We start from the raw sequence: 18574 nt of genomic DNA on the forward strand, positions 1-18574 counted from the left end.
CACCCAAAAACGCTACATCTTTGCAGCCCCGCGCGCAAACCCCCTAAAAATAGCGCAAGCCGCAAGGTTCCTCTGGCCTTTCCCGCCAACCTGCGTTACCTGCGCCCCAACCCTAATGAACTGAAAAAGAGATATCTCCGATGGAGCTTCGTAACATTGCCATCATCGCCCACGTCGACCATGGCAAAACCACATTGGTCGATGAGCTGCTGAAACAATCCGGCACCTACCGCGACAACCAATCCACCACCGAACGCGCGATGGACAGCAATGACATCGAACGCGAACGCGGCATCACCATTCTGGCCAAAGCGACCAGCGTGGAATGGGGCGGCATGCGCATCAACATCGTCGACACCCCCGGCCACGCCGATTTCGGTGGCGAGGTGGAACGCATCCTGTCGATGGTGGACGGCGTTTGCCTGCTGGTGGACGCGGCCGAGGGCCCGATGCCCCAAACCAAATTCGTGCTGGCCAAAGCGCTGGCACTGGGCCTGCGCCCCATCGTCGTGTTGAACAAAGTCGACAAGCATGACGCCGAACCTGACCGCGCACTGGACGAATGTTTCGATCTGTTCGCCAACTTGGGCGCAGATGACAAACAACTCGACTTCCCGCATCTTTACGCCTCGGGCCGCTCCGGCTGGGCCGATACCGAACTCGACGGGCCCCGCAAAGACCTGAACGCGCTATTCGATCTGATCGTAAAGCACGTTCCTGCCCCCGCGCAGGTCGCCCAAGCGAATGAACCGTTCAAAATGCTGGCCACCACCCTGTCCGCCGACCCGTTCATCGGCCGCATCCTGACAGGCCGTGTCGAATCTGGCACACTGAAAATGGGCACGCAAATCAAGGCCTTGTCGCGTACGGGCGAAAAGATTGAACAGTTCCGCGTCACCAAAATCCTCGCCTTCCGTGGTCTGAGCCAGCAACCGATTGAGGAGGCCGTCGCAGGCGACATCGTCACCATCGCGGGCATGACCAAGGCGACCGTGGCCGATACCCTCTGCGATCTGGCCGTTGACGAAGCGATTGAAGCGCAGCCCATTGATCCGCCCACAATCACCGTGACCTTTGGCATCAACGACAGCCCGTTGGCGGGCAAAGATGGCACCAAAGTCCAATCGCGCATCATCCGCAAACGTCTGATGGATGAGGCCGAAACCAACGTAGCCATTAAAATCGCCGACACAGCGGGCGGTGAAGCGTTCGAAGTGTCGGGTCGTGGCGAACTCCAGATGGGTGTGTTGATCGAAAACATGCGCCGCGAAGGGTTTGAATTGTCAATCTCGCGCCCCCGCGTGATCTTCAAAGACGAAGGCGGCGTGCGGATGGAGCCTGTTGAGGAAGTCACCATCGACGTGGATGATGAATATTCCGGCGCTGTGATCGAAAAAATCACGGGCGAACGCAAAGGCGATTTGCTGGAAATGAAACCCGCCGGCGTGGGCAAAACCCGCATCGTCGCCCATGTCCCTTCGCGCGGTCTGATCGGCTATCACGGCCAGTTTTTGACCGACACCCGCGGCACCGGCGTTCTGAACCGCCTGTTCCACTCCTGGACTCCGCACAAAGGCCCAATTCAGGGCCGGCGTCAGGGCGTTTTGATCTCGATGGAAAACGGCACTTCGGTATCCTACGCGTTGTGGAAGCTGGAAGATCGCGGTAAATTCTTCATCGGCGCGCAAGAAGCAGTGTATCAGGGCATGATCCTTGGCGAACATTCGCGCGACAATGATCTGGAGATTAACCCGCTGAAAGGCAAACAGCTGACCAACGTGCGCGCCAGCGGCACGGACGAAGCGGTGCGCCTGACAACCCCGGTGCGCATGTCGCTGGAGGAATCCATCGCCTATATCGCCGATGATGAATTGGTCGAAGTCACGCCCAAAAACATCCGGCTACGCAAACGCTTCCTCGACCCGCATGAACGCAAGCGTCAGTCGAAATCAGCCTGAATTGGAAAAGCCCGCAGCGATGCGGGCTTTTTTAGGGGCGATCAATTAATTCGTCCGTGACGGCTCCGCTGAATTGTTGCAAAACAGCGCGACTTTGTTGCCCTGCGGGTCGCGCAAATAGCCCACATAAAACCCAGCACTATAAGCGGGCCGAAATCCCGGCGCGCCTTCATCGCTGCCACCCGCCGCAACCGCTGCGGCGTGCATCGCGCGCACGGCTTGTTGGCTGGGCACTTCAAACGCGACCATCGCGCCATTCCCCGCAGACGCAGCATCTCCATCGAGCGGCGGTTTGACGTAAAAATCAGCGGGCAGATAGCGATTGTCGCCCGCCGGAACCGAAAAACTCAAACCTGCGTCCGACTCCGATAATACGAAACCAAGCTTGGGTAAAAACGCGGAATAAAACGTCTTTGCGCGCGCGATGTCATCAGCACCAACAGTGACATAGCCGATCATTTAATTTTCCTTTATACAAACGAAATCGAGGGCCCCTCACGCCGCCACCGCCACCCGCCCTGGCTCAAACGGCTGCATCGCCACACTCTCCCCATCGAACGTGCAAAACATCCCCGGCGGCACCAATTGCCAATCGGTCTCGTCCGTCTCCAATGGCTCGGACACCACGGCGCGGCCCTGATGCGTGTCGGACCAGCGGTGGTACAGCGTTGGCGCTTTATTATCGGTGGCATAGCGCACGGCGTACAGTTTTTTGCCGTCCGAAAACGCCGCCGTCATTCGAATATGCGGCGATGTTCCGCGCGCACGGCTCAGCGCCTCAAACCGCGCGGTGGACCGTTCCAACGCACCGCAAGGGTCCGCGTCCATCCCCTCCGACAGGGCCACCAAAAACAGCGCCTCACTGTCGGTCGCCCCGCGCCGTTCGCCATAAAACGCGTCCGGTATCATCATATCTCCCGCGCGGCGGAAATGTTCAAACCCGCCAACCTGCCCATTGTGCATGAACGACCATTGCTTGCTGGTGAACGGATGGCAATTGTTGCGGCTGGTCGCCGTGCCCGTCGAGGCCCGCACATGGGACAAAAACAGCCCCGACCGGACCTGCTGCACCAAGCTTTTCAAATTGCAATCAGACCAAGCTGGCGACACATCGCGGTACTGCCCCGGCTCGTCGCGCCCGTCATACCACGCCAGCCCAAACCCATCCGCATTGATCGCCGATTTACATTCGGTCGCACAATGGCTTTGGTGAATTAACGAATGGCGGGGGCGGCTGACCACCTCCTCCAGAAAAATCGGTTTGCCAATATAGGCGGCCCAACGGCACATATCACACCCTTCCTGCCACGCGCGGTCTGTCGCCACGCTATGCTGCCAGCATATCGCAAAGGAAGTGTTGACAGAAGGGGGAGAATTTCGCGCGATCCAAATATTAAAAAAGGGTAAAGGGAAAACACCTTTACCCCTTAAATCAATGGCTTAGTCGCCGCATCGCGCGCGATGCGCAGGCTACTCTGCCTCCTCCAGCACCATCAAATCGCGAATGCTGGCCCCTTTCGCATGGGCCAGCGCCGCCTGATATTCCGCCGAGCGGTAGCAGGCCACCCCCGCCTCTAGGCTCGGAAACCGCGCCACCACGTTGCGGGGCCGATCATTCCCCTCCAGCTGCACATACCGACCGCCGCGCGCCAAAAACACGCCGCCATGCGCCAAAATTGCAGGGCCAGCAAGGGCCGCATATTTCGCGTAAGCCTCCGCATCCGTCACCTCAACATGGGCAATCCAAAGGGCTGTCAGCATTTATTTCCCCTCCAAAATTGCTTCCACGGCGGCAATCGCAGCGTCCGCGCCCGCAATATCCGCGCCGCCCGCCTGCGCCATATCAGGCCGCCCGCCGCCGCCTTTGCCACCAAGGGCTGCCGCCGCCACTTTGACCAAATCGACCGCCGAAAGGGTCGCGGTCAAATCATCCGTCACCCCTGCCGCCACCGCAGGTTTGGCCCCAGTATCAGCGATCAAAACCACCGCACCCGACCCAATCCGCGCTTTCATCTCATCAATCAGCGCTGGCAAATCCTTGCCCGAAACCCCGGTCAACACCTGCGCAATCAGTTTGATGCCGCCAATTTCCTTCACCTCCGGCCCAGCAGCCGACCCGCCCATCGCCAGCTCGCGGCGCAGCTGCGCCACTTCATTTTCCAGCTTGCGACGCTCCTCTTGCAAGGTTTTCACCCGTCCGGGCAAGTCCGCCGGGACCGACTTCATCAAACTTGCGACATCATTCAAATGCCCCAGCTGTTCCTTCAAATAGGCCAGCGCCCCTGCCCCGGTCAGCGCCTCAATCCGCCGCACCCCGGCCGAGGATGCGCTGTCGCCCAGCAGAATAAACAGCCCAATTTCGCCCAATTGGCCCACATGGGTGCCGCCGCACAGTTCCAGCGAATAGGTCCGCCCATCGGCCCCTTTGCCAGACCCGTCAAGCAGCCCCATCGAAACCACCCGCACCTCATCGCCGTATTTTTCCCCAAACAAGGCTTGCGCGCCCAAAGCGCGGGCATCATCCGGCGTCATAATCCGCGTGGAAACAAGGCTGTTTTGGCGAATATACGCGTTCACCTCCGCCTCTACCTGCGCAAGTTCCGGCGCAGACAGACCTTGCCCGTGGCTGAAATCGAACCGCAAACGGTCCGCCGCATTCAAGGACCCACGCTGTGCCACATGATCGCCCAAGGCGCGGCGCAGCGCCTCGTGCAGCAAATGCGTTGCGGAATGGTTCGCTTGGATTGCCGCGCGGTGCGCAGGATCGACCGTCAACGTGGCCCCTTGCCCCGCCGAAATTTCGCCCTGCGTCACCTCTGCGATGTGAATGAACAAGCCTTGGCTTTTCTTGGTGTCGGTAATTTTTGCAGCACCGGTTGCGGTGGTCAAAATGCCCTGATCACCAATTTGCCCGCCCGATTCCGCATAAAACGGCGTCTGATTCAGAATGATTTGCACCGACTGGCCCGTGGCAGTTTTCGGCACCGCGGCCCCCGATTGCACCAAGGCAAGCACCTGACCTTCGGCAATTTGCGTATCATAGCCCAGAAATTCCGTGGCCCCATGCGCTTCGGCCAGATCATACCAAATCGCAGCATCCTTGGTTTCACCCGAGCCAGACCAACTTGCCCGCGCTTTGGTCTTTTGTTCGGCCATCGCCGCCTCAAACCCGGCGGTATCGACTGCGCGGCCTTGTTCGCGCAGCGCATCTTGGGTCAAATCCAGCGGGAACCCGTAAGTATCATACAGCTTGAACGCGGCTGCGCCCGGCAGGTTTGCCCCTTCGGGAATTTTTGACAGCTCATCATCCAGCAGCTTCAAACCGCGATCAAGCGTCTGGCGGAATCGGGTTTCTTCCAGCCGTAGCGTCTCCTCAATCATGGCTTGGGCGCGGGTCAATTCAGGGTAAGCGCCGCCCATTTGGCGCACCAAAGCAGGGACCAAACGGTGCATCACAGGGTCTTGCGCGCCCAATTGATGCGCGTGGCGCATGGCCCGGCGCATGATGCGGCGCAACACATAACCACGCCCCTCATTCGAGGGCATCACGCCATCGGCGATCAAAAAGGAGGTGGAGCGCAGATGGTCGGCAATGACGCGGTGGTGGGTTTTGCCCGGACCATCGGGATCGGAGCTGGTGGCATGGGCCGACGCCTCAATCAAACTGCGCATCAAGTCGGTGTCGTAATTGTCGTGCTTGCCTTGCAACAGCGCGCCAATCCGTTCCAACCCCATGCCCGTGTCGATGCTTTGTTTTGGCAACGGCGTCATGGAACCATCGGCATGCTGTTCGTTTTGCATGAACACGAGGTTCCAGATTTCGATAAAGCGATCCCCATCTTGATCCGGCGAACCCGGCGGGCCACCCCAGATTTTGTCGCCGTGATCAAAGAAAATCTCGGTACACGGCCCGCAAGGTCCGGTTGGTCCCATGCGCCAGAAATTGTCATCATTGTCGATGCGGATGATGCGGTCATCACTTAGGCCGGCCACCTTTTTCCAAAGGTTCGCCGCCTCATCATCGGTGTGATAGACGGTCACCAAAAGCTTGTCTTTGGGAATGTCAAAATCGCGGGTCAAAAGTTCCCAAGCATATGGGATTGCGTCAGATTTGAAATAATCGCCAAAGCTGAAATTGCCCAGCATTTCAAAAAATGTATGGTGGCGGGCAGTGTAGCCGACGTTATCAAGATCATTATGCTTGCCACCCGCGCGCACACATTTCTGGGCTGTCGTGGCACGGACGTAATCGCGCTGTTCCACCCCGGTAAAACAGTTCTTGAACTGCACCATGCCCGAATTGGCAAACATCAAGGTTGGGTCATTGCGCGGCACCAAAGGGCTGCTGTCCACAATGCGGTGCCCGTTGCGGTCAAAATAATTCAAAAACGTTGTGCGGATTTCGTTTAGCGATGGCATGAGGCGGCCCCTTGTCCAGCAAATTGCAGGTTGCATTTCATTTAGCGGGCCAAAGGCGCGGTGTCCACTGTCGCGGTGGCGCAAAAGAAAAGGCCGGGAGCGTGTCCCGGCCGATGATCTTGCTATTTGGCGGTCGTTTCATTCGTCCAGCACGGGATCGCTGGTGCCGGATTCGTCCATGTGAAAATCAAGCCCATGCGAGGCGCGAATTTTATCCTCTATCTCTTGGGCGACACCTGGGTTTGATTTCAGGAATTGTTTTGCGTTTTCGCGGCCTTGGCCGATCCGCTCATCCCCATAAGAATACCAAGAGCCCGACTTTTCAACCACGCCAGCCTTCACACCAAGATCGACCAACTCCCCAGTTTTGGAGATGCCTTCACCATACATGATGTCAAATTCGACCTGTTTGAAGGGCGGGGCAACCTTGTTTTTCACAACCTTAACGCGGGTTGAGTTGCCAACAACTTCGTCTCTGTCTTTGATAGCACCGATGCGACGGATATCCAAGCGCACAGACGCATAGAATTTCAAAGCATTGCCGCCCGTCGTGGTTTCCGGGCTACCAAACATCACACCAATCTTCATCCGGATCTGGTTGATGAAAATCACCATACAATTACTGCGACCGATGGATGCTGTCAATTTACGCATGGCTTGGCTCATCAAACGGGCTTGCGAACCCATTTGCATGTCGCCCATATCCCCTTCGATTTCAGATTTTGGCACCAATGCCGCCACAGAATCGACAACGATAATGCTTACCGCGCCTGAACGAACCAGGGTGTCCACAATCTCCAGCGCTTGTTCACCCGTATCTGGCTGGCTGATCAACAGCTCATCAAGGTTAACGCCAAGTTTCTTTGCATATTGCGGGTCAAGCGCATGCTCTGCATCGACGAACGCACAAACGCCGCCTTTCTTCTGCATTTCGGCCAGAACATGCAGCGTAAGGGTGGTTTTTCCCGAACTTTCAGGGCCATAAATTTCGATAATCCGGCCTTGCGGCAAGCCGCCAATCCCCAGCGCGATGTCAAGGCCAAGCGACCCTGTCGATGTCGCTTCAACATCCATGACAGCGTTTTCAGACCCCAGCTTCATGATTGAGCCTTTGCCGAATTGCCGTTCAATCTGCGCCAAGGCGCTTTCCAGCGCTTTTGCCTTATCCATCTCGCGTTTTCCGTTCAGATCCAAAAGGTTTGCCGTTGCCATTTCTATACCCTTTTATTTCACAGCCGCAAGATCACGGCAATCATGTCATTTTGTTCCCCTATTGTTCCCACAAAGCGCATGGGGAAACAAGAGCATTTGCAACAAAGTTTCACTCTAACGATTGAGTAAGGCGCGACTGGACGTGATCTTACTGCTTATCGTTTGTTAACCGTAGCAATTGCTGGTTAAGAATTGGTAAATCAGGCACAGACAGTGCGCGGACATCCGTTTTTCTGTGGCAATGTTTTGCGAACATCGTAAATCTGCGCCGCAAGGTGGCAATTGCGGCAGTCATGCTACGTTTTCGAAAAAATTATTGTTATGTTGCATTGAGTTGGGCTATGTGGCCCTTCTTTGCAGTATGCAACATTCACGAGCAAATCCAAAGTCGCAGGGAGACATAATGTTAGTATTTTGGGATCAGCGTTTGGCTTTTCTTGCGACGCCGAAAACGGGTTCAACCGCAATCGAAGCTGCTTTAGAATCACTTTCGGCAGTTGTTGTTCAACGCCCACCAATTTTGAAGCACACCAGCGTCCAGCGGTTTCACCGGTTCCTTGGCCCTTATCTTGAGGTCGCTTCTGGTCATCCCTTCACTGTCGCCGCAATGATGCGTGAACCGCGGGATTGGTTGGGCAGTTGGTTTCGCTATCGGCAGCGGGAAGATGTGACGGACGCCAAAAAAAGCACCCTTGGCAAAAGCTTTGATGAGTTTGTCACAGCATATTGTGACCAAGATCCGGCGGAATTTGCGGCCGTCGGGTCGCAATCGCGCTTTTTAAAACCTCGGAAAGATCGCGGCGTCGATCATCTGTTTCGCTACGAAGATATAGACAGCTTTGTCGCTTTTTTAGAGGAGCGCCTTGGCTGCGAAATCAATTTGCCGCGCCTGAATGTTTCGCCCCCAGGCAGTTTGGAACTTCACCACAAGACTGAGCAGATGTTGGAGAAATTCGCCGCTGAGGATTTTACGCTTTATTCTAGTATCTTAAAGACGTCGGGGTGAGGAGGGCTAGTGCAAAATCTGGTCTTGCACGACTGTCGCTAACTCATTGAGTGAAAAGGGTTTTGCCAAAAATACTGAATTTGGAATTCTGGCTTGATTTTCAGAAAGGCAATCCTCGGCATAACCTGACACAAAAACAACGCGGACGTCAGGGCGCGTTTTCAGCGCTTCGCGGACCCAAGCGGGGCCATCCATGCCCGGCATGACAACATCCGTTACAAAAACATCGACCTCCAATGTCGGGTCTTCCAATGTTTTAAGCGCCACTTCGGCATTTTCAGCCTCCAAGACTGTGTAACCCCGCAAACGCAAAGCGCGTGAGGCAAAGGCGCGAACGGGCGCTTCATCCTCGACCAGCAGGACAACCCCCTCGCCTGCTTTGGCGGATTGCACGGTCTTGGCGATCTGTGACAAAGTTGCGATCGGCAAATCTGCTTCGTTTACCGGAAAGTAGAGCGTGAAAACGGCGCCTTGCCCAACTTCGCTGTCGACGAACACAAACCCACCAGATTGCTTGACGATCCCGTAAACGGTGGACAGGCCAAGCCCAGTCCCCTTGCCGACGCCTTTGGTTGTCACAAACGGTTCAAATATCTTTTGCAACAGGTCGGCGGGAATACCGCAGCCTTCGTCCAAAACACGTACCACGGAATAGTCACCCGCAGGAATCAAAACCCGTTCGCGCGGCATGTCGTGCGCCAAGGTGACGGCTTCTGTTTCAATGCGGATAAGACCATTGTCAGACATCGCATCACGCGCGTTGACGACCAAATTCATCAAAACCTGTTCAAGTTGGCGTTTGTCAGCGCGGATCATGCCCAAATTCGGCGCATGCGTCAGTACCAACTCTACACGTTCCCCAACCAACCTGTTCAAAAGATGCGTCAAATCTGACAGCACATCCTGCAAATCAATGTGTTCCGGTTTCAATGTTTGCTTGCGCGAGAAGGCTAAAAGCTGCCCCACTAGGCTGGCTGCCCGGTTCACGTTCTGATGGATTTGCACAAGATCAGCATATTCGGGATCGGTCTGCGTATGACGTAGCAAAAGCAAGTCGCAATGGCCTGAAATGGCCGTCAGGAGGTTATTGAAATCATGTGCAATGCCGCCGGCAAGTTGCCCAATTGCTTGCATTTTTTGGCTTTGGACAAATTGCGCTTCAAGCGTTTTCAGTGCAGTCGCATCTTGCAAAATCGCCAATACGCCAGGGCGGCCATTCTCGACGATGCGGCGCAGAGCCACTTGCGCGAATTGTTCAGGACCATCGCGGTGCAAGCGCATCATTTCAGACGCGCCCGGCACCCGTTCGGTCAAAACGTCATTCATCCAATCGGAAACTGATCGACCAAGCCCTTCGAAAAGGTCATGAATCGGGAGCATTTCATCATCCGACAGGCGTGTCAAATCACGCGCATAAGCATTGGCCGACCGCATGGACCCATCAGCCCGAAACTTGATCAGCGCAATTGGCAAGTTTTCAAAATCGGCGACCATTTCTGTCCCATCGGGACGTTCGCGGACCGGAAGCAGATAGATTTCACGCCGTTCACCTGCCCCTGTGATTTCGGCAAGAATGGCCCGCACCGGGCCTTCAACCGACGCCACCTCAACCTCTTCGCCAGAGCGTAGCGTGGTGACAGTGAACACTCGATCGACCCGCTTTGGCCGCGCGCCGAGAAGCCGGCGCATCGCCTCATTTGTGAACAAAACAACGCCGGATTTGTTGGCAACCATCATGGGCAAGCTCAGCATTTCGGCGCCGCGCCCGGCGTGGGACCTGTCCACAAATTCCTCAAGGCGCCACAAGAAACGATCTGGGGCGAGGGCGTGAACGGAAAGGCGGGTGTGGCCGCGCCGTGTAACCACATCTTCACGCCCCGTGCCGGTGCTGCGCGCGCGACTTTGCAGTCGAAATAAAACCGAGGCCGGACTGGCAAAATGGTCTTTCAGCTTTGCGATCAAAGTGCTGCCTTCGATGCCTTCAAAACGCTCCTTGGCGGCGGTATTCATGAATAATACCTGCCCGAGTTCGTCTGTCGAAAAGCAAGGTGTCGCGTCTTTTCCAACCAGTTCTTGCAAGCTGCGCGCCCGCAACCTGTCGCCGCGGTCAGCGCCGTAAACCAACGCGCGCACCAACAGAACCACTGTCACCAAAGCGATGCCCGCAGCGGCAGCCGTTTGTCGATTGCCCTGATCTGTCGCCAGAACAGCAACGGCGACGCAGCCCAAGGCCGCAGCCACAAGCAACCACAGCTTTGCGCCAATATCGCGCGCAGCCTCGACCATGCCTTGCTTTATTTCAGAGGCTTTCGCCACAAACGCCGCTCCCCTACATCTTATGCCTGACAATAGCGGGCCATACGTTAACCAGCCCTTAATTCAGACAAAAAACAAGCTTGGGTTGCAGCCAGCTTTAAATTTTCCGCTTCAGACAGGCAATAAAGAACCCATCGCCCCCTTCCAAAGGGGTTAAGACACGCGCTTTTTTCAGGGTCCAGCCGGAATGACGGCCCAAAAACGCTGTGATCTGATCTTGATTCTCCATTTTAAGGAGCGCGCAGGTCGCATAAGCCAAGGTGCCACCTTTCGCCACCAGCGCGGCGGCATTATCCATAATCTGGGCTTGCAAGGCGCAAAGTTCGGTCAAACGGGCCTGCGACAGCGCCCATTTCGCCTCGGGCGCGCGCCGCCAACTGCCCGAGCCAGAGCAAGGAGCATCGGCCAAAACCAAATCAAAAGGCTCAGCCTTGGCCAAGGCGGCACTGGCCAACACCGTAACCTGCACGCCAGCCCGTTTTGCCCGCGCGGGCAGATCTTTCATCCGGGCGGGGGCGATGTCATGGGCGAAAAACTGCGCCGATGTTTGCGCCGCCATAGCCAGCGATTTGCCACCGCCACCCGCACAAAAATCAAGGACACGTTGCCCCGATCTGAGGGAGAGTTCATCAACAATGGCTTGCGATGCCGCGTCTTGCAGTTCCACCAAACCATCCAGATATGCGTTTGATGTCTGTACCTTGCGCGGGTTATTTAACACCTCTAGGGCGGTTGGTGACAAGGGGTTGGGCTGGGTTTCGATACCGTCAAGGGCAAGGGCCGCGACCGCACGCGCCATATCGCCTTTGCGCAGATTGACGCGCAAAAACACCGGGGCGCGCGATTGTAGCGTTTGCATCACGGCGGGGAAATTATCCCCCAATGATGCGAGCAGCGCCGGGGCCAACCAGTCGGGGCAATCCAGCGCATCCAGCCCTTCAGGCTGTGCGCCCGGCCCGTCTGCATCTGTCAAAGCGGCGGGGCCATAGCCTTGGCCCGTGAACACGTCGTCGGGCGCAATCCCTGCGGCACGCAAAGCGCCCAAGACCAACCCGCGCCCGGTTTTCGCCCCACCGCGCACGCCGTAAGACCGTTTGCAGCGCAGCACATCAAACACAATATCGCGCAGCGCGTGGCGATCGCCGGACCCGGCAAATCGGTTCGCGCGGGCCCAGTGGGTCAACGCTTTCTCCGCCGCCTCGCCCCGCAAAACCTTGTCCAGAATATCAATCGCGGCGGCATAGCGGGCGGCGGGGGTCATTGCTTACCCAATCCGGTAATTCGGGCTTTCGCGCGTGATTTGCACATCATGCACATGGCTTTCGCGCAAACCTGCCCCTGTGATGCGCACAAAGGTACAATTTTCGCGCATTTCGGCCACGGTGCGGTTGCCGGTATAGCCCATGGCCGCGCGCAAACCGCCGACCAATTGATGCACCACCGCCGCCGCCGACCCTTTATAGGGCACTTGGCCTTCAATCCCTTCGGGCACCAGTTTGTCGCTGGCCGCATCTTTTTGGAAATAGCGATCTGCCGATCCGCGCGCCATGGCGCCAAGCGACCCCATACCGCGATACGATTTGAAGCTGCGGCCTTGGTAAAGGATAACTTCACCGGGGCTTTCGTCCGTGCCCGCAATCGCCGAACCGACCATGGCGCAAGACGCGCCCGCCGCAATCGCCTTGGCAAAATCGCCGGAATATTTGATGCCGCCATCCGCGATAATCGGGTAATTGCCCGCCGCTTGTGCCGCATCCATGATGGCGGTCAGTTGCGGCACGCCCACACCCGCCACAATCCGCGTGGTGCAGATGGAACCGGGGCCAATGCCCACCTTGACCGCATCAGCGCCCGCACCAATCAAGGCGCGCGTCGCCTCGGCCGTGGCCACGTTGCCGGCGATCACTTGCACGGCGTTTGACAGTGCCTTGATGCGTTCCACCGCACGGGCCACCCCTTCGGAATGGCCGTGGGCGGTGTCGATCACGACCATATCCACGCCCGCGTCGATCAACGCGCAGCTGCGTTCAAACCCAGCATCGCCAACTGTGGTGGCGGCCGCCACGCGCAAACGCCCCATCGCATCTTTGCAGGCATTGGGGTTCAGCACCGATGTTTCGGTGTCTTTCAGCGTCAAAAGCCCGGTGAGTTTGCCCGCACCATCGGTGATCAACAGCTTTTCAATCCGCCGTGCTTTCATCAAGGAAATCGCCGCAGCCCGGTCCGCAGGTTCTTGCAAAATCGCCAAATTATCCGATGACATCATCACCTTAACGGGCGTGCGGTCATCAGAGGCAAAGCGCATATCGCGGTTAGTGACAATCCCCACCACGCGGCCCTGCGCGTCCACCACCGGAAAGCCCGTGACGTGATAGCGGTCTTGCAACGCCTTGGCATCCGCCAGCGTTTGGTCGGGGGTCAAGGTGATTGGCGCGTAAACGATGCCGGATTCGAACCGCTTGACGCGCCGCACCTCATGCGCTTGTTCTTCCACCCCCAGATTGCGGTGAACCACGCCAATGCCGCCCGCCTGCGCCATGGCAATTGCCATGCGGCTTTCGGTCACTGTGTCCATCGCGGACGACAGCAAAGGGATGTTCATCCGGATGGATTGGGTGACAAAGGTGGACGTGTCGGCGTCAGATGGCAGCACCGAACTTGCGGCAGGAACCAGCAGCACGTCGTCAAATGTCAAAGCCTCGCGAATCTCCATGAGATGCCTCCTTGGGAGCGGTCGTTTGACGATTTTCTGTTTCACGCATGGGGGGGGATGGCAAGCCCCAATCCCCCTTTTTGCGCGCAAGGCCCCACTGTTTCAGGCCGTTGCCGCGTTGGTTTTGGCGGCCAGCGTGCCCTTGGTCCACATCTGCAAAATGCGGATGGCAATGGCGGGCACGATGCCCAGACAGGCGATCAAGCAACCAAGCGCGGGCCATTCCAGCACCGGGTACGGACCCGCAAGCGCAAACAAAAGGCTGGTATAGGCCGCGAGTGGAAAGGTAAATGCGCCCCAAAGTGCCGAAAACCCCGAAACGGTAACCCAGCGGATGGTCACAACCAGCCCTGCCAAAATCACCGCGCCCAATACCGCAAACCCAACCGCCACGCCTTGCATCCCCAGCAGCCATGCCACCGTGCCCAACAGGCTGGCCGGGGCCAAGTGGATTGCCAATAACGGGCGCAGCGGCGCGGGCGGAATACGGCGGGCAAGCTGCACCAGACTGACGGCCCAAATGAGGGCGGCAACAATGGCACTGCCCACCAGCAGGGTCATGCCCAGCAGCCCGTACCCCAGCGGCCCCGCAACCAGCCCCGCGATGATAAAACCGACGAAATGCAAATGCCACGCGGGGGTGACATGGCGCCCTTCCTCGGGGCCTTTGGTAAGGACATACAGGATCAGCGCTGCGATCACGCCATGCAGCGCCAACCCGGCAAACATCAATGCAGCGGCCCCTTGGGGCATATAAGGCAGCAGAGTCGCGGCCAGCAGCAACAGCCCCAGCGACATCGCGGACAGGCCCGTGCGGCCTGGCAAAATCGCCAAATCGTCCAATATAACACCCGTGCGTTGGCGCAGTTTTACGCCATAAGCCAAAGTCGCTAGCACCCAAAGCAGGCTGACCCCGCCCAAGATCATTTCCGGCAACGCGGGCGGATAGCCGATCACATCAACCCCGCGCCGCAGCGCAAGCCCAAGGCCAAACAGACCCATGATGCCCGGAAAAACCGCAGGCGGCATCCGCGCAAAGGCGCGCGTTGGGGCGGGGGCAACAGGGGGCGGAGGGAAAAACGGCGCGCGTGCCATGTGGTGTCCTTTGATCAATATGCCGCATCCATATCCTATGGTGCGCAAAATGCCATCGTGGCGCGATGTCACCCCGCGTTGTCGCGGCAGATTACGGCAGCACCAAGCAAGTTGGCCCCGCCCATTGCACGCCTGCCCCTGTGCCCAGTTTGAACCGCGCAAGGCCTGCCCCCGCCTGCGTGTCAATTGCGCCCAAATTCAGGTCCATCACACCCCTGCCCCGCAAGGTTTGCGCCGCGTGCCACAGCATTGGCCCGTGGACAAAGGCCGCACGCGCTTGCGCAGACGCCCAAGCCAGAAAATAGCTGGCACTTTGCCCGTGGATCAAAAACACCATGCCCGCTTGCACAGCCCCTTTCCCCATCCATCCCAAAACCAGCTTTTCACCCGCCCAATGCTGCGCCAACGCACCCGGCAGATTTGCGTAACCGCGGGCCTGCCGCTGCGCGCCTTCCGCCGCGATAAGCTGTGCCAACTGGGTGGGTTTGCGCAGGTCGGTGATGCGGATATGGCGTTCCGCCACGGTCAGGCGATTGCGCCATTTGCCCCACATATTCTCGCGCAATTGCACAGGGTCGGGGCCAAGGTGCCAAACGGCATAGGCTTGTGGGGTGACGAATGGCACCATGCCAAAGCCGCCCAAGCCCGCGTCCGGCGTGGCAATCGTGGCCCCAAAATGGCAGGCAAGCCGTTGTAAAATTTGACGCTTTTGTGTTGTCGTCAAATCCGTCAGCCAAACCGGGCCTTGCGCCAACACCCGCAGCCCGCGCCGTTGCAACACCTGCACCAAGGCCAGTTCCACCCCGTTTTGCACCACCACCGCCCGGCCTACCGTGGCACCAAGCGCTGTCATTGCCTGCCCGTAAGCCCAATCTTGGCGCAGGCCAATCGCGCGGCCAGCAAGGCGCGCGTGCCAATCGGTGTGATCAAGATGGTTCCACAAAATCTGCATCTGTCGTTAAGACAGCATAAACCTTGATGCCCTATTAAGATTGCAGACCGCGCACAACAAAAAGGTGAACCATGCCCCCCATCCCTGCCCCGCGCTACACGCTGTGGCTGCCCGGATTGATCGCAACCGCGCTCAGCTTGCTGTTTCTTACGGCGCTGTGGCTGTTTTAGCGGTACAGCAGCGACAGCCCACCGTGAAACAGATGCACCTTTTTGGGGTCCGCGGTCATGTTCACCGTGGTCCGGCGCAGATTGGTATGGATGCCCGGCAGCTTGCCCACCACCTGCGCACCATCCCCCAGCCGCTTGAAATACAGCAGCGTCAATTCGCCCAAGGCCTCTGTGATCTCCACCTCGCCTGTGTAAATCGGGGCGGTGTTGGTGGCGACCCAATCTTCGGGGCGCACACCGATGTTGACCCGCATCCCCAAATCCGCCGCAAGCGTGGGCACCGCAGACAGGGCCACGCCGCCGCCGTCCAGTTTAATAGCCGTTTGCACCCCCGTCTGCGTCACCGCGCCGCCCAACAGGTTCATCGCGGGCGAGCCGATGAACTGTGCGACAAATTCGTTTTGCGGGCGTTCATACAGGTCAAGCGGCGTGCCAACCTGGCTGATGCCGCCGCCCGCCAGCACCACAATGCGGGTGGCCAGCGTCATCGCCTCCACCTGATCATGGGTGACGTAAATCATGGTGCTGTCAGGCATTTGTTCTTTTAACTGCGCAATTTCCAACCGGGTGGCCACGCGCAAGGCGGCATCCAAATTCGACAGCGGTTCATCAAACAAATACACTTTCGGGTCGCGCACAATCGACCGCCCGATCGCCACGCGCTGGCGCTGCCCACCCGACAGCGCCTTTGGCAAACGGTCCAAATAGGGGGTCAGTTGCAAGATCCCCGCCGCCTTATCCACCGCCGCCGCAATTTCCGCTTTGGTTTTCTTGGCAATTTTCAGCGCGAATTCCATGTTTTCGCGCACGGTCATATGGGGGTAAAGCGCGTAGGATTGGAACACCATCGCAATGCCACGTTGCGCGGGCGGCACATCATTGACCACCTGCCCGTCGATTTCCAGAACGCCGCCGGTAATCCGCTCCAATCCCGCAATCATCCGCAGCAACGTGGATTTGCCGCAACCCGACGGGCCGACAAACACAATCAACTCCCCCCGCTTGATATCAAGGTTGATGTTGGCAAGGACCTTCACCTCACCATATGATTTTTCGACATCGCGCAGTTGAAGATCGGCCATAGTTCCCCCCGCCTTCGTTTATTGCTTGACCGCAAGGCAGATTTGCCACGGACCCAAAGTGATCGCAGATGCCAACGTGTCGCCATTTTGCCCCTGCCACGCACCTTGCGGCAAGGCCACCTGCACTTGATCATCGCCAAGATTGAAGGCGCAAAACACAGCCCCTTCACTGTCGTGGCGGATGAACTGCAACAGATCACCCAGGGCCTGCATCGCTGATTGCGCGCCGTGGCGCAGCACCGGATACCGATTGCGCAGGGCCAGCGCCGATTGGTAATGCGCAAACAAACTGTCCGCGCCCTTTTGCCCCGCTTGGTTCAAATGCGCGGCGGGCACGGGCAGCCACGGCTTGCCCGACGTGAACCCGCCGGTTTGATTGTCCGATTGCCACACCATTGGCGTGCGGCAGCCATCGCGGCCTTTGAATTCTGGCCAAAACTCGATGCCGTATGGGTCTTGCAGGTCCTCAAAGGCGATTTCGGCCTCAGTCAACCCCAATTCCTCCCCCTGATACAGACAAGCTGATCCGCGAAGGCACATTAACAGTGTCGCATAAGCCTTTGCTGCATCAAGCGAAAGCGACCAGCGCGTGATATGGCGCTGCACGTCATGGTTGGAAAACGCCCAGCAGGCCCAACCATCAGGGGCTGCCGCGTCAAGGGCTGCAAACGTATCCACCACACGGGTGGGCGTTAACCGATCAGGGGCCAGGAATTCAAACGCATAGCACATTTGCATCCGGTCATCGCCGCGGGTGTATTCGCCCAAAATCTCCAATCCGCGCTGCGCATCGCCCACCTCGCCCACCGCCGCAGCGTTATAGGGTTTCATCACGGCGCGCAGTTTCTTCAAAAACTCGACATTCTCGGGCTGGCTTTTGTCAAACAGGTGCATTTGGTGGTTATAGGGGTTCACGGCGGGGGCGGTGTCGGCGTTGCGCAGTTCCGGCGGCAGGCCGGGATTGTCACGCAGGTATTTGTCATGGGTGTAAAAGTTAATGGTGTCCAACCGGAACCCGTCCACGCCCCGGTCCAACCAAAACCGCGCCACATCCAACAGCGCGTCCTGCACTTGCGGTTCGTGAAAATTCAGGTCTGGCTGCGAGGTTAGGAAGTTGTGCAAATAATACTGTTGCCTGCGCCCCTCCCATTGCCAAGCGGACCCGCCAAAGATTGACAGCCAGTTGTTCGGCGGCGTCCCGTCAAGTTTCGGGTCCGCCCACACATACCAATTGGCGCGGGGGTTGGTGTGGTCCACGCGGCTTTCCTTGAACCACGGATGTTGGTTTGAGGTGTGCGACAACACCAAATCAATCATCACCCGCAGGCCCAATTCATGCGCCGCCGTCACCACCGCGTCAAAATGGGCAATCGTGCCAAACATCGGGTCCACATCGCAATAATCCGACACGTCATAGCCGAAATCCTTCATCGGCGAGGTGAAAAACGGGCTGATCCAAATCGCATCGGCTCCCAGTTCGGCGATATGTGGCAAGCGCTGCACGATGCCCGCCAAATCGCCAATTCCGTCGCCATTGCTGTCTTGAAAACTGCGTGGATAGATTTGATAAATCACCGCGCCGCGCCACCAATCAACGTCCATTGCCCGCGTTGTGGCGTCCAATTTACTGTGCTGTCCCATCGTCTTATCC

General features: G+C 57.8%; 14 protein-coding genes. 2 read left to right on the forward strand and 12 right to left on the reverse strand.

Annotation, left to right across the window (positions count from 1 at the left end):
- The first annotated feature begins 140 nt into the window (after positions 1-140).
- On the forward strand, positions 141-1958 hold the full coding sequence (gene typA, locus BMY36_RS01965) for a translational GTPase TypA (RefSeq protein WP_050520263.1): 1818 nt from the start codon (positions 141-143) through the stop codon (positions 1956-1958).
- Between the two features lie 45 nt (positions 1959-2003).
- Here the strand turns inward: typA and BMY36_RS01970 are convergent, their stop codons facing one another.
- The 5 genes from BMY36_RS01970 to recA form a co-directional block, all read right to left on the reverse strand.
- Positions 2004-2417, reverse strand: coding sequence for a VOC family protein (locus BMY36_RS01970; RefSeq protein ID WP_050520262.1), 414 nt, complete (start codon positions 2415-2417; stop codon positions 2004-2006).
- 36 nt (positions 2418-2453) lie between these two features.
- Positions 2454-3248, reverse strand: coding sequence for a class II glutamine amidotransferase (locus tag BMY36_RS01975; protein ID WP_050520308.1), 795 nt, complete (start codon positions 3246-3248; stop codon positions 2454-2456).
- Positions 3249-3428: 180 nt separating this feature from the next.
- Positions 3429-3719 (reverse strand): DUF1330 domain-containing protein, encoded by a 291-nt coding sequence (locus BMY36_RS01980; protein WP_139193906.1) that lies wholly within the window; start codon positions 3717-3719, stop codon positions 3429-3431.
- The gene (gene alaS / locus BMY36_RS01985) at positions 3720-6377 is read right to left on the reverse strand and encodes an alanine--tRNA ligase (protein WP_050520261.1); all 2658 of its coding nucleotides are present in this window, start codon (positions 6375-6377) and stop codon (positions 3720-3722) included.
- 138 nt (positions 6378-6515) lie between these two features.
- A complete protein-coding gene (gene recA / locus BMY36_RS01990) occupies positions 6516-7589 on the reverse strand; it encodes a recombinase RecA (protein ID WP_050520260.1) in 1074 nt (357 codons plus the stop codon).
- Between the two features lie 403 nt (positions 7590-7992).
- Between recA and BMY36_RS01995 the strand changes: the two genes are divergently transcribed.
- Positions 7993-8595 (forward strand): hypothetical protein, encoded by a 603-nt coding sequence (locus tag BMY36_RS01995; protein WP_050520259.1) that lies wholly within the window; start codon positions 7993-7995, stop codon positions 8593-8595.
- A gap of 6 nt (positions 8596-8601) precedes the next feature.
- Here BMY36_RS01995 and BMY36_RS02000 read toward each other — a convergent pair whose 3' ends face one another.
- The 7 genes from BMY36_RS02000 to BMY36_RS02030 form a co-directional block, all read right to left on the reverse strand.
- Entirely contained in the window at positions 8602-10881 is a 2280-nt protein-coding gene (locus BMY36_RS02000; RefSeq protein WP_050520258.1) for a hybrid sensor histidine kinase/response regulator, read from the reverse strand.
- Positions 10882-11008: 127 nt separating this feature from the next.
- The gene (locus BMY36_RS02005; RefSeq protein WP_050520257.1) at positions 11009-12172 is read right to left on the reverse strand and encodes an RsmB/NOP family class I SAM-dependent RNA methyltransferase; all 1164 of its coding nucleotides are present in this window, start codon (positions 12170-12172) and stop codon (positions 11009-11011) included.
- 3 nt (positions 12173-12175) lie between these two features.
- Positions 12176-13624 carry an IMP dehydrogenase gene (gene guaB / locus BMY36_RS02010; protein WP_050520256.1) on the reverse strand — a complete coding sequence of 483 codons (1449 nt, stop codon included), beginning with the start codon at positions 13622-13624 and terminating at the stop codon, positions 12176-12178.
- Between the two features lie 102 nt (positions 13625-13726).
- Positions 13727-14719, reverse strand: a complete 993-nt coding sequence (locus tag BMY36_RS02015) for a TDT family transporter (protein ID WP_050520255.1) — start codon at positions 14717-14719, stop codon at positions 13727-13729.
- A gap of 91 nt (positions 14720-14810) precedes the next feature.
- The gene (locus tag BMY36_RS02020; protein WP_050520254.1) at positions 14811-15671 is read right to left on the reverse strand and encodes a hypothetical protein; all 861 of its coding nucleotides are present in this window, start codon (positions 15669-15671) and stop codon (positions 14811-14813) included.
- A 166-nt stretch (positions 15672-15837) separates the two neighbouring features.
- On the reverse strand, positions 15838-16923 hold the full coding sequence (locus BMY36_RS02025; protein ID WP_050520253.1) for an ABC transporter ATP-binding protein: 1086 nt from the start codon (positions 16921-16923) through the stop codon (positions 15838-15840).
- 18 nt (positions 16924-16941) lie between these two features.
- Complete coding sequence (locus tag BMY36_RS02030; RefSeq protein WP_050520252.1) at positions 16942-18564, reverse strand: alpha-amylase family glycosyl hydrolase; 1623 nt, start codon at positions 18562-18564, stop codon at positions 16942-16944.
- Between the last annotated feature and the right edge of the window lie 10 nt (positions 18565-18574).

This window comes from Pseudorhodobacter antarcticus, from assembly GCF_900110135.1.
GTDB classification, from domain to species: domain Bacteria; phylum Pseudomonadota; class Alphaproteobacteria; order Rhodobacterales; family Rhodobacteraceae; genus Pseudorhodobacter; species Pseudorhodobacter antarcticus.

Coding starts and splice junctions, on each gene's coding strand:
- typA (WP_050520263.1), top strand. CDS start 141: ATGGAGCTTCGTAACATTGCCATCATCGCCCACGTCGACCATGGCAAA.
- BMY36_RS01970 (WP_050520262.1), bottom strand. CDS start 2,417: ATGATCGGCTATGTCACTGTTGGTGCTGATGACATCGCGCGCGCAAAG.
- BMY36_RS01975 (WP_050520308.1), bottom strand. CDS start 3,248: ATGTGCCGTTGGGCCGCCTATATTGGCAAACCGATTTTTCTGGAGGAG.
- BMY36_RS01980 (WP_139193906.1), bottom strand. CDS start 3,719: ATGCTGACAGCCCTTTGGATTGCCCATGTTGAGGTGACGGATGCGGAG.
- alaS (WP_050520261.1), bottom strand. CDS start 6,377: ATGCCATCGCTAAACGAAATCCGCACAACGTTTTTGAATTATTTTGAC.
- recA (WP_050520260.1), bottom strand. CDS start 7,589: ATGGCAACGGCAAACCTTTTGGATCTGAACGGAAAACGCGAGATGGAT.
- BMY36_RS01995 (WP_050520259.1), top strand. CDS start 7,993: ATGTTAGTATTTTGGGATCAGCGTTTGGCTTTTCTTGCGACGCCGAAA.
- BMY36_RS02000 (WP_050520258.1), bottom strand. CDS start 10,881: ATGGTCGAGGCTGCGCGCGATATTGGCGCAAAGCTGTGGTTGCTTGTG.
- BMY36_RS02005 (WP_050520257.1), bottom strand. CDS start 12,172: ATGACCCCCGCCGCCCGCTATGCCGCCGCGATTGATATTCTGGACAAG.
- guaB (WP_050520256.1), bottom strand. CDS start 13,624: ATGGAGATTCGCGAGGCTTTGACATTTGACGACGTGCTGCTGGTTCCT.
- BMY36_RS02015 (WP_050520255.1), bottom strand. CDS start 14,719: ATGGCACGCGCGCCGTTTTTCCCTCCGCCCCCTGTTGCCCCCGCCCCA.
- BMY36_RS02020 (WP_050520254.1), bottom strand. CDS start 15,671: ATGCAGATTTTGTGGAACCATCTTGATCACACCGATTGGCACGCGCGC.
- BMY36_RS02025 (WP_050520253.1), bottom strand. CDS start 16,923: ATGGCCGATCTTCAACTGCGCGATGTCGAAAAATCATATGGTGAGGTG.
- BMY36_RS02030 (WP_050520252.1), bottom strand. CDS start 18,564: ATGGGACAGCACAGTAAATTGGACGCCACAACGCGGGCAATGGACGTT.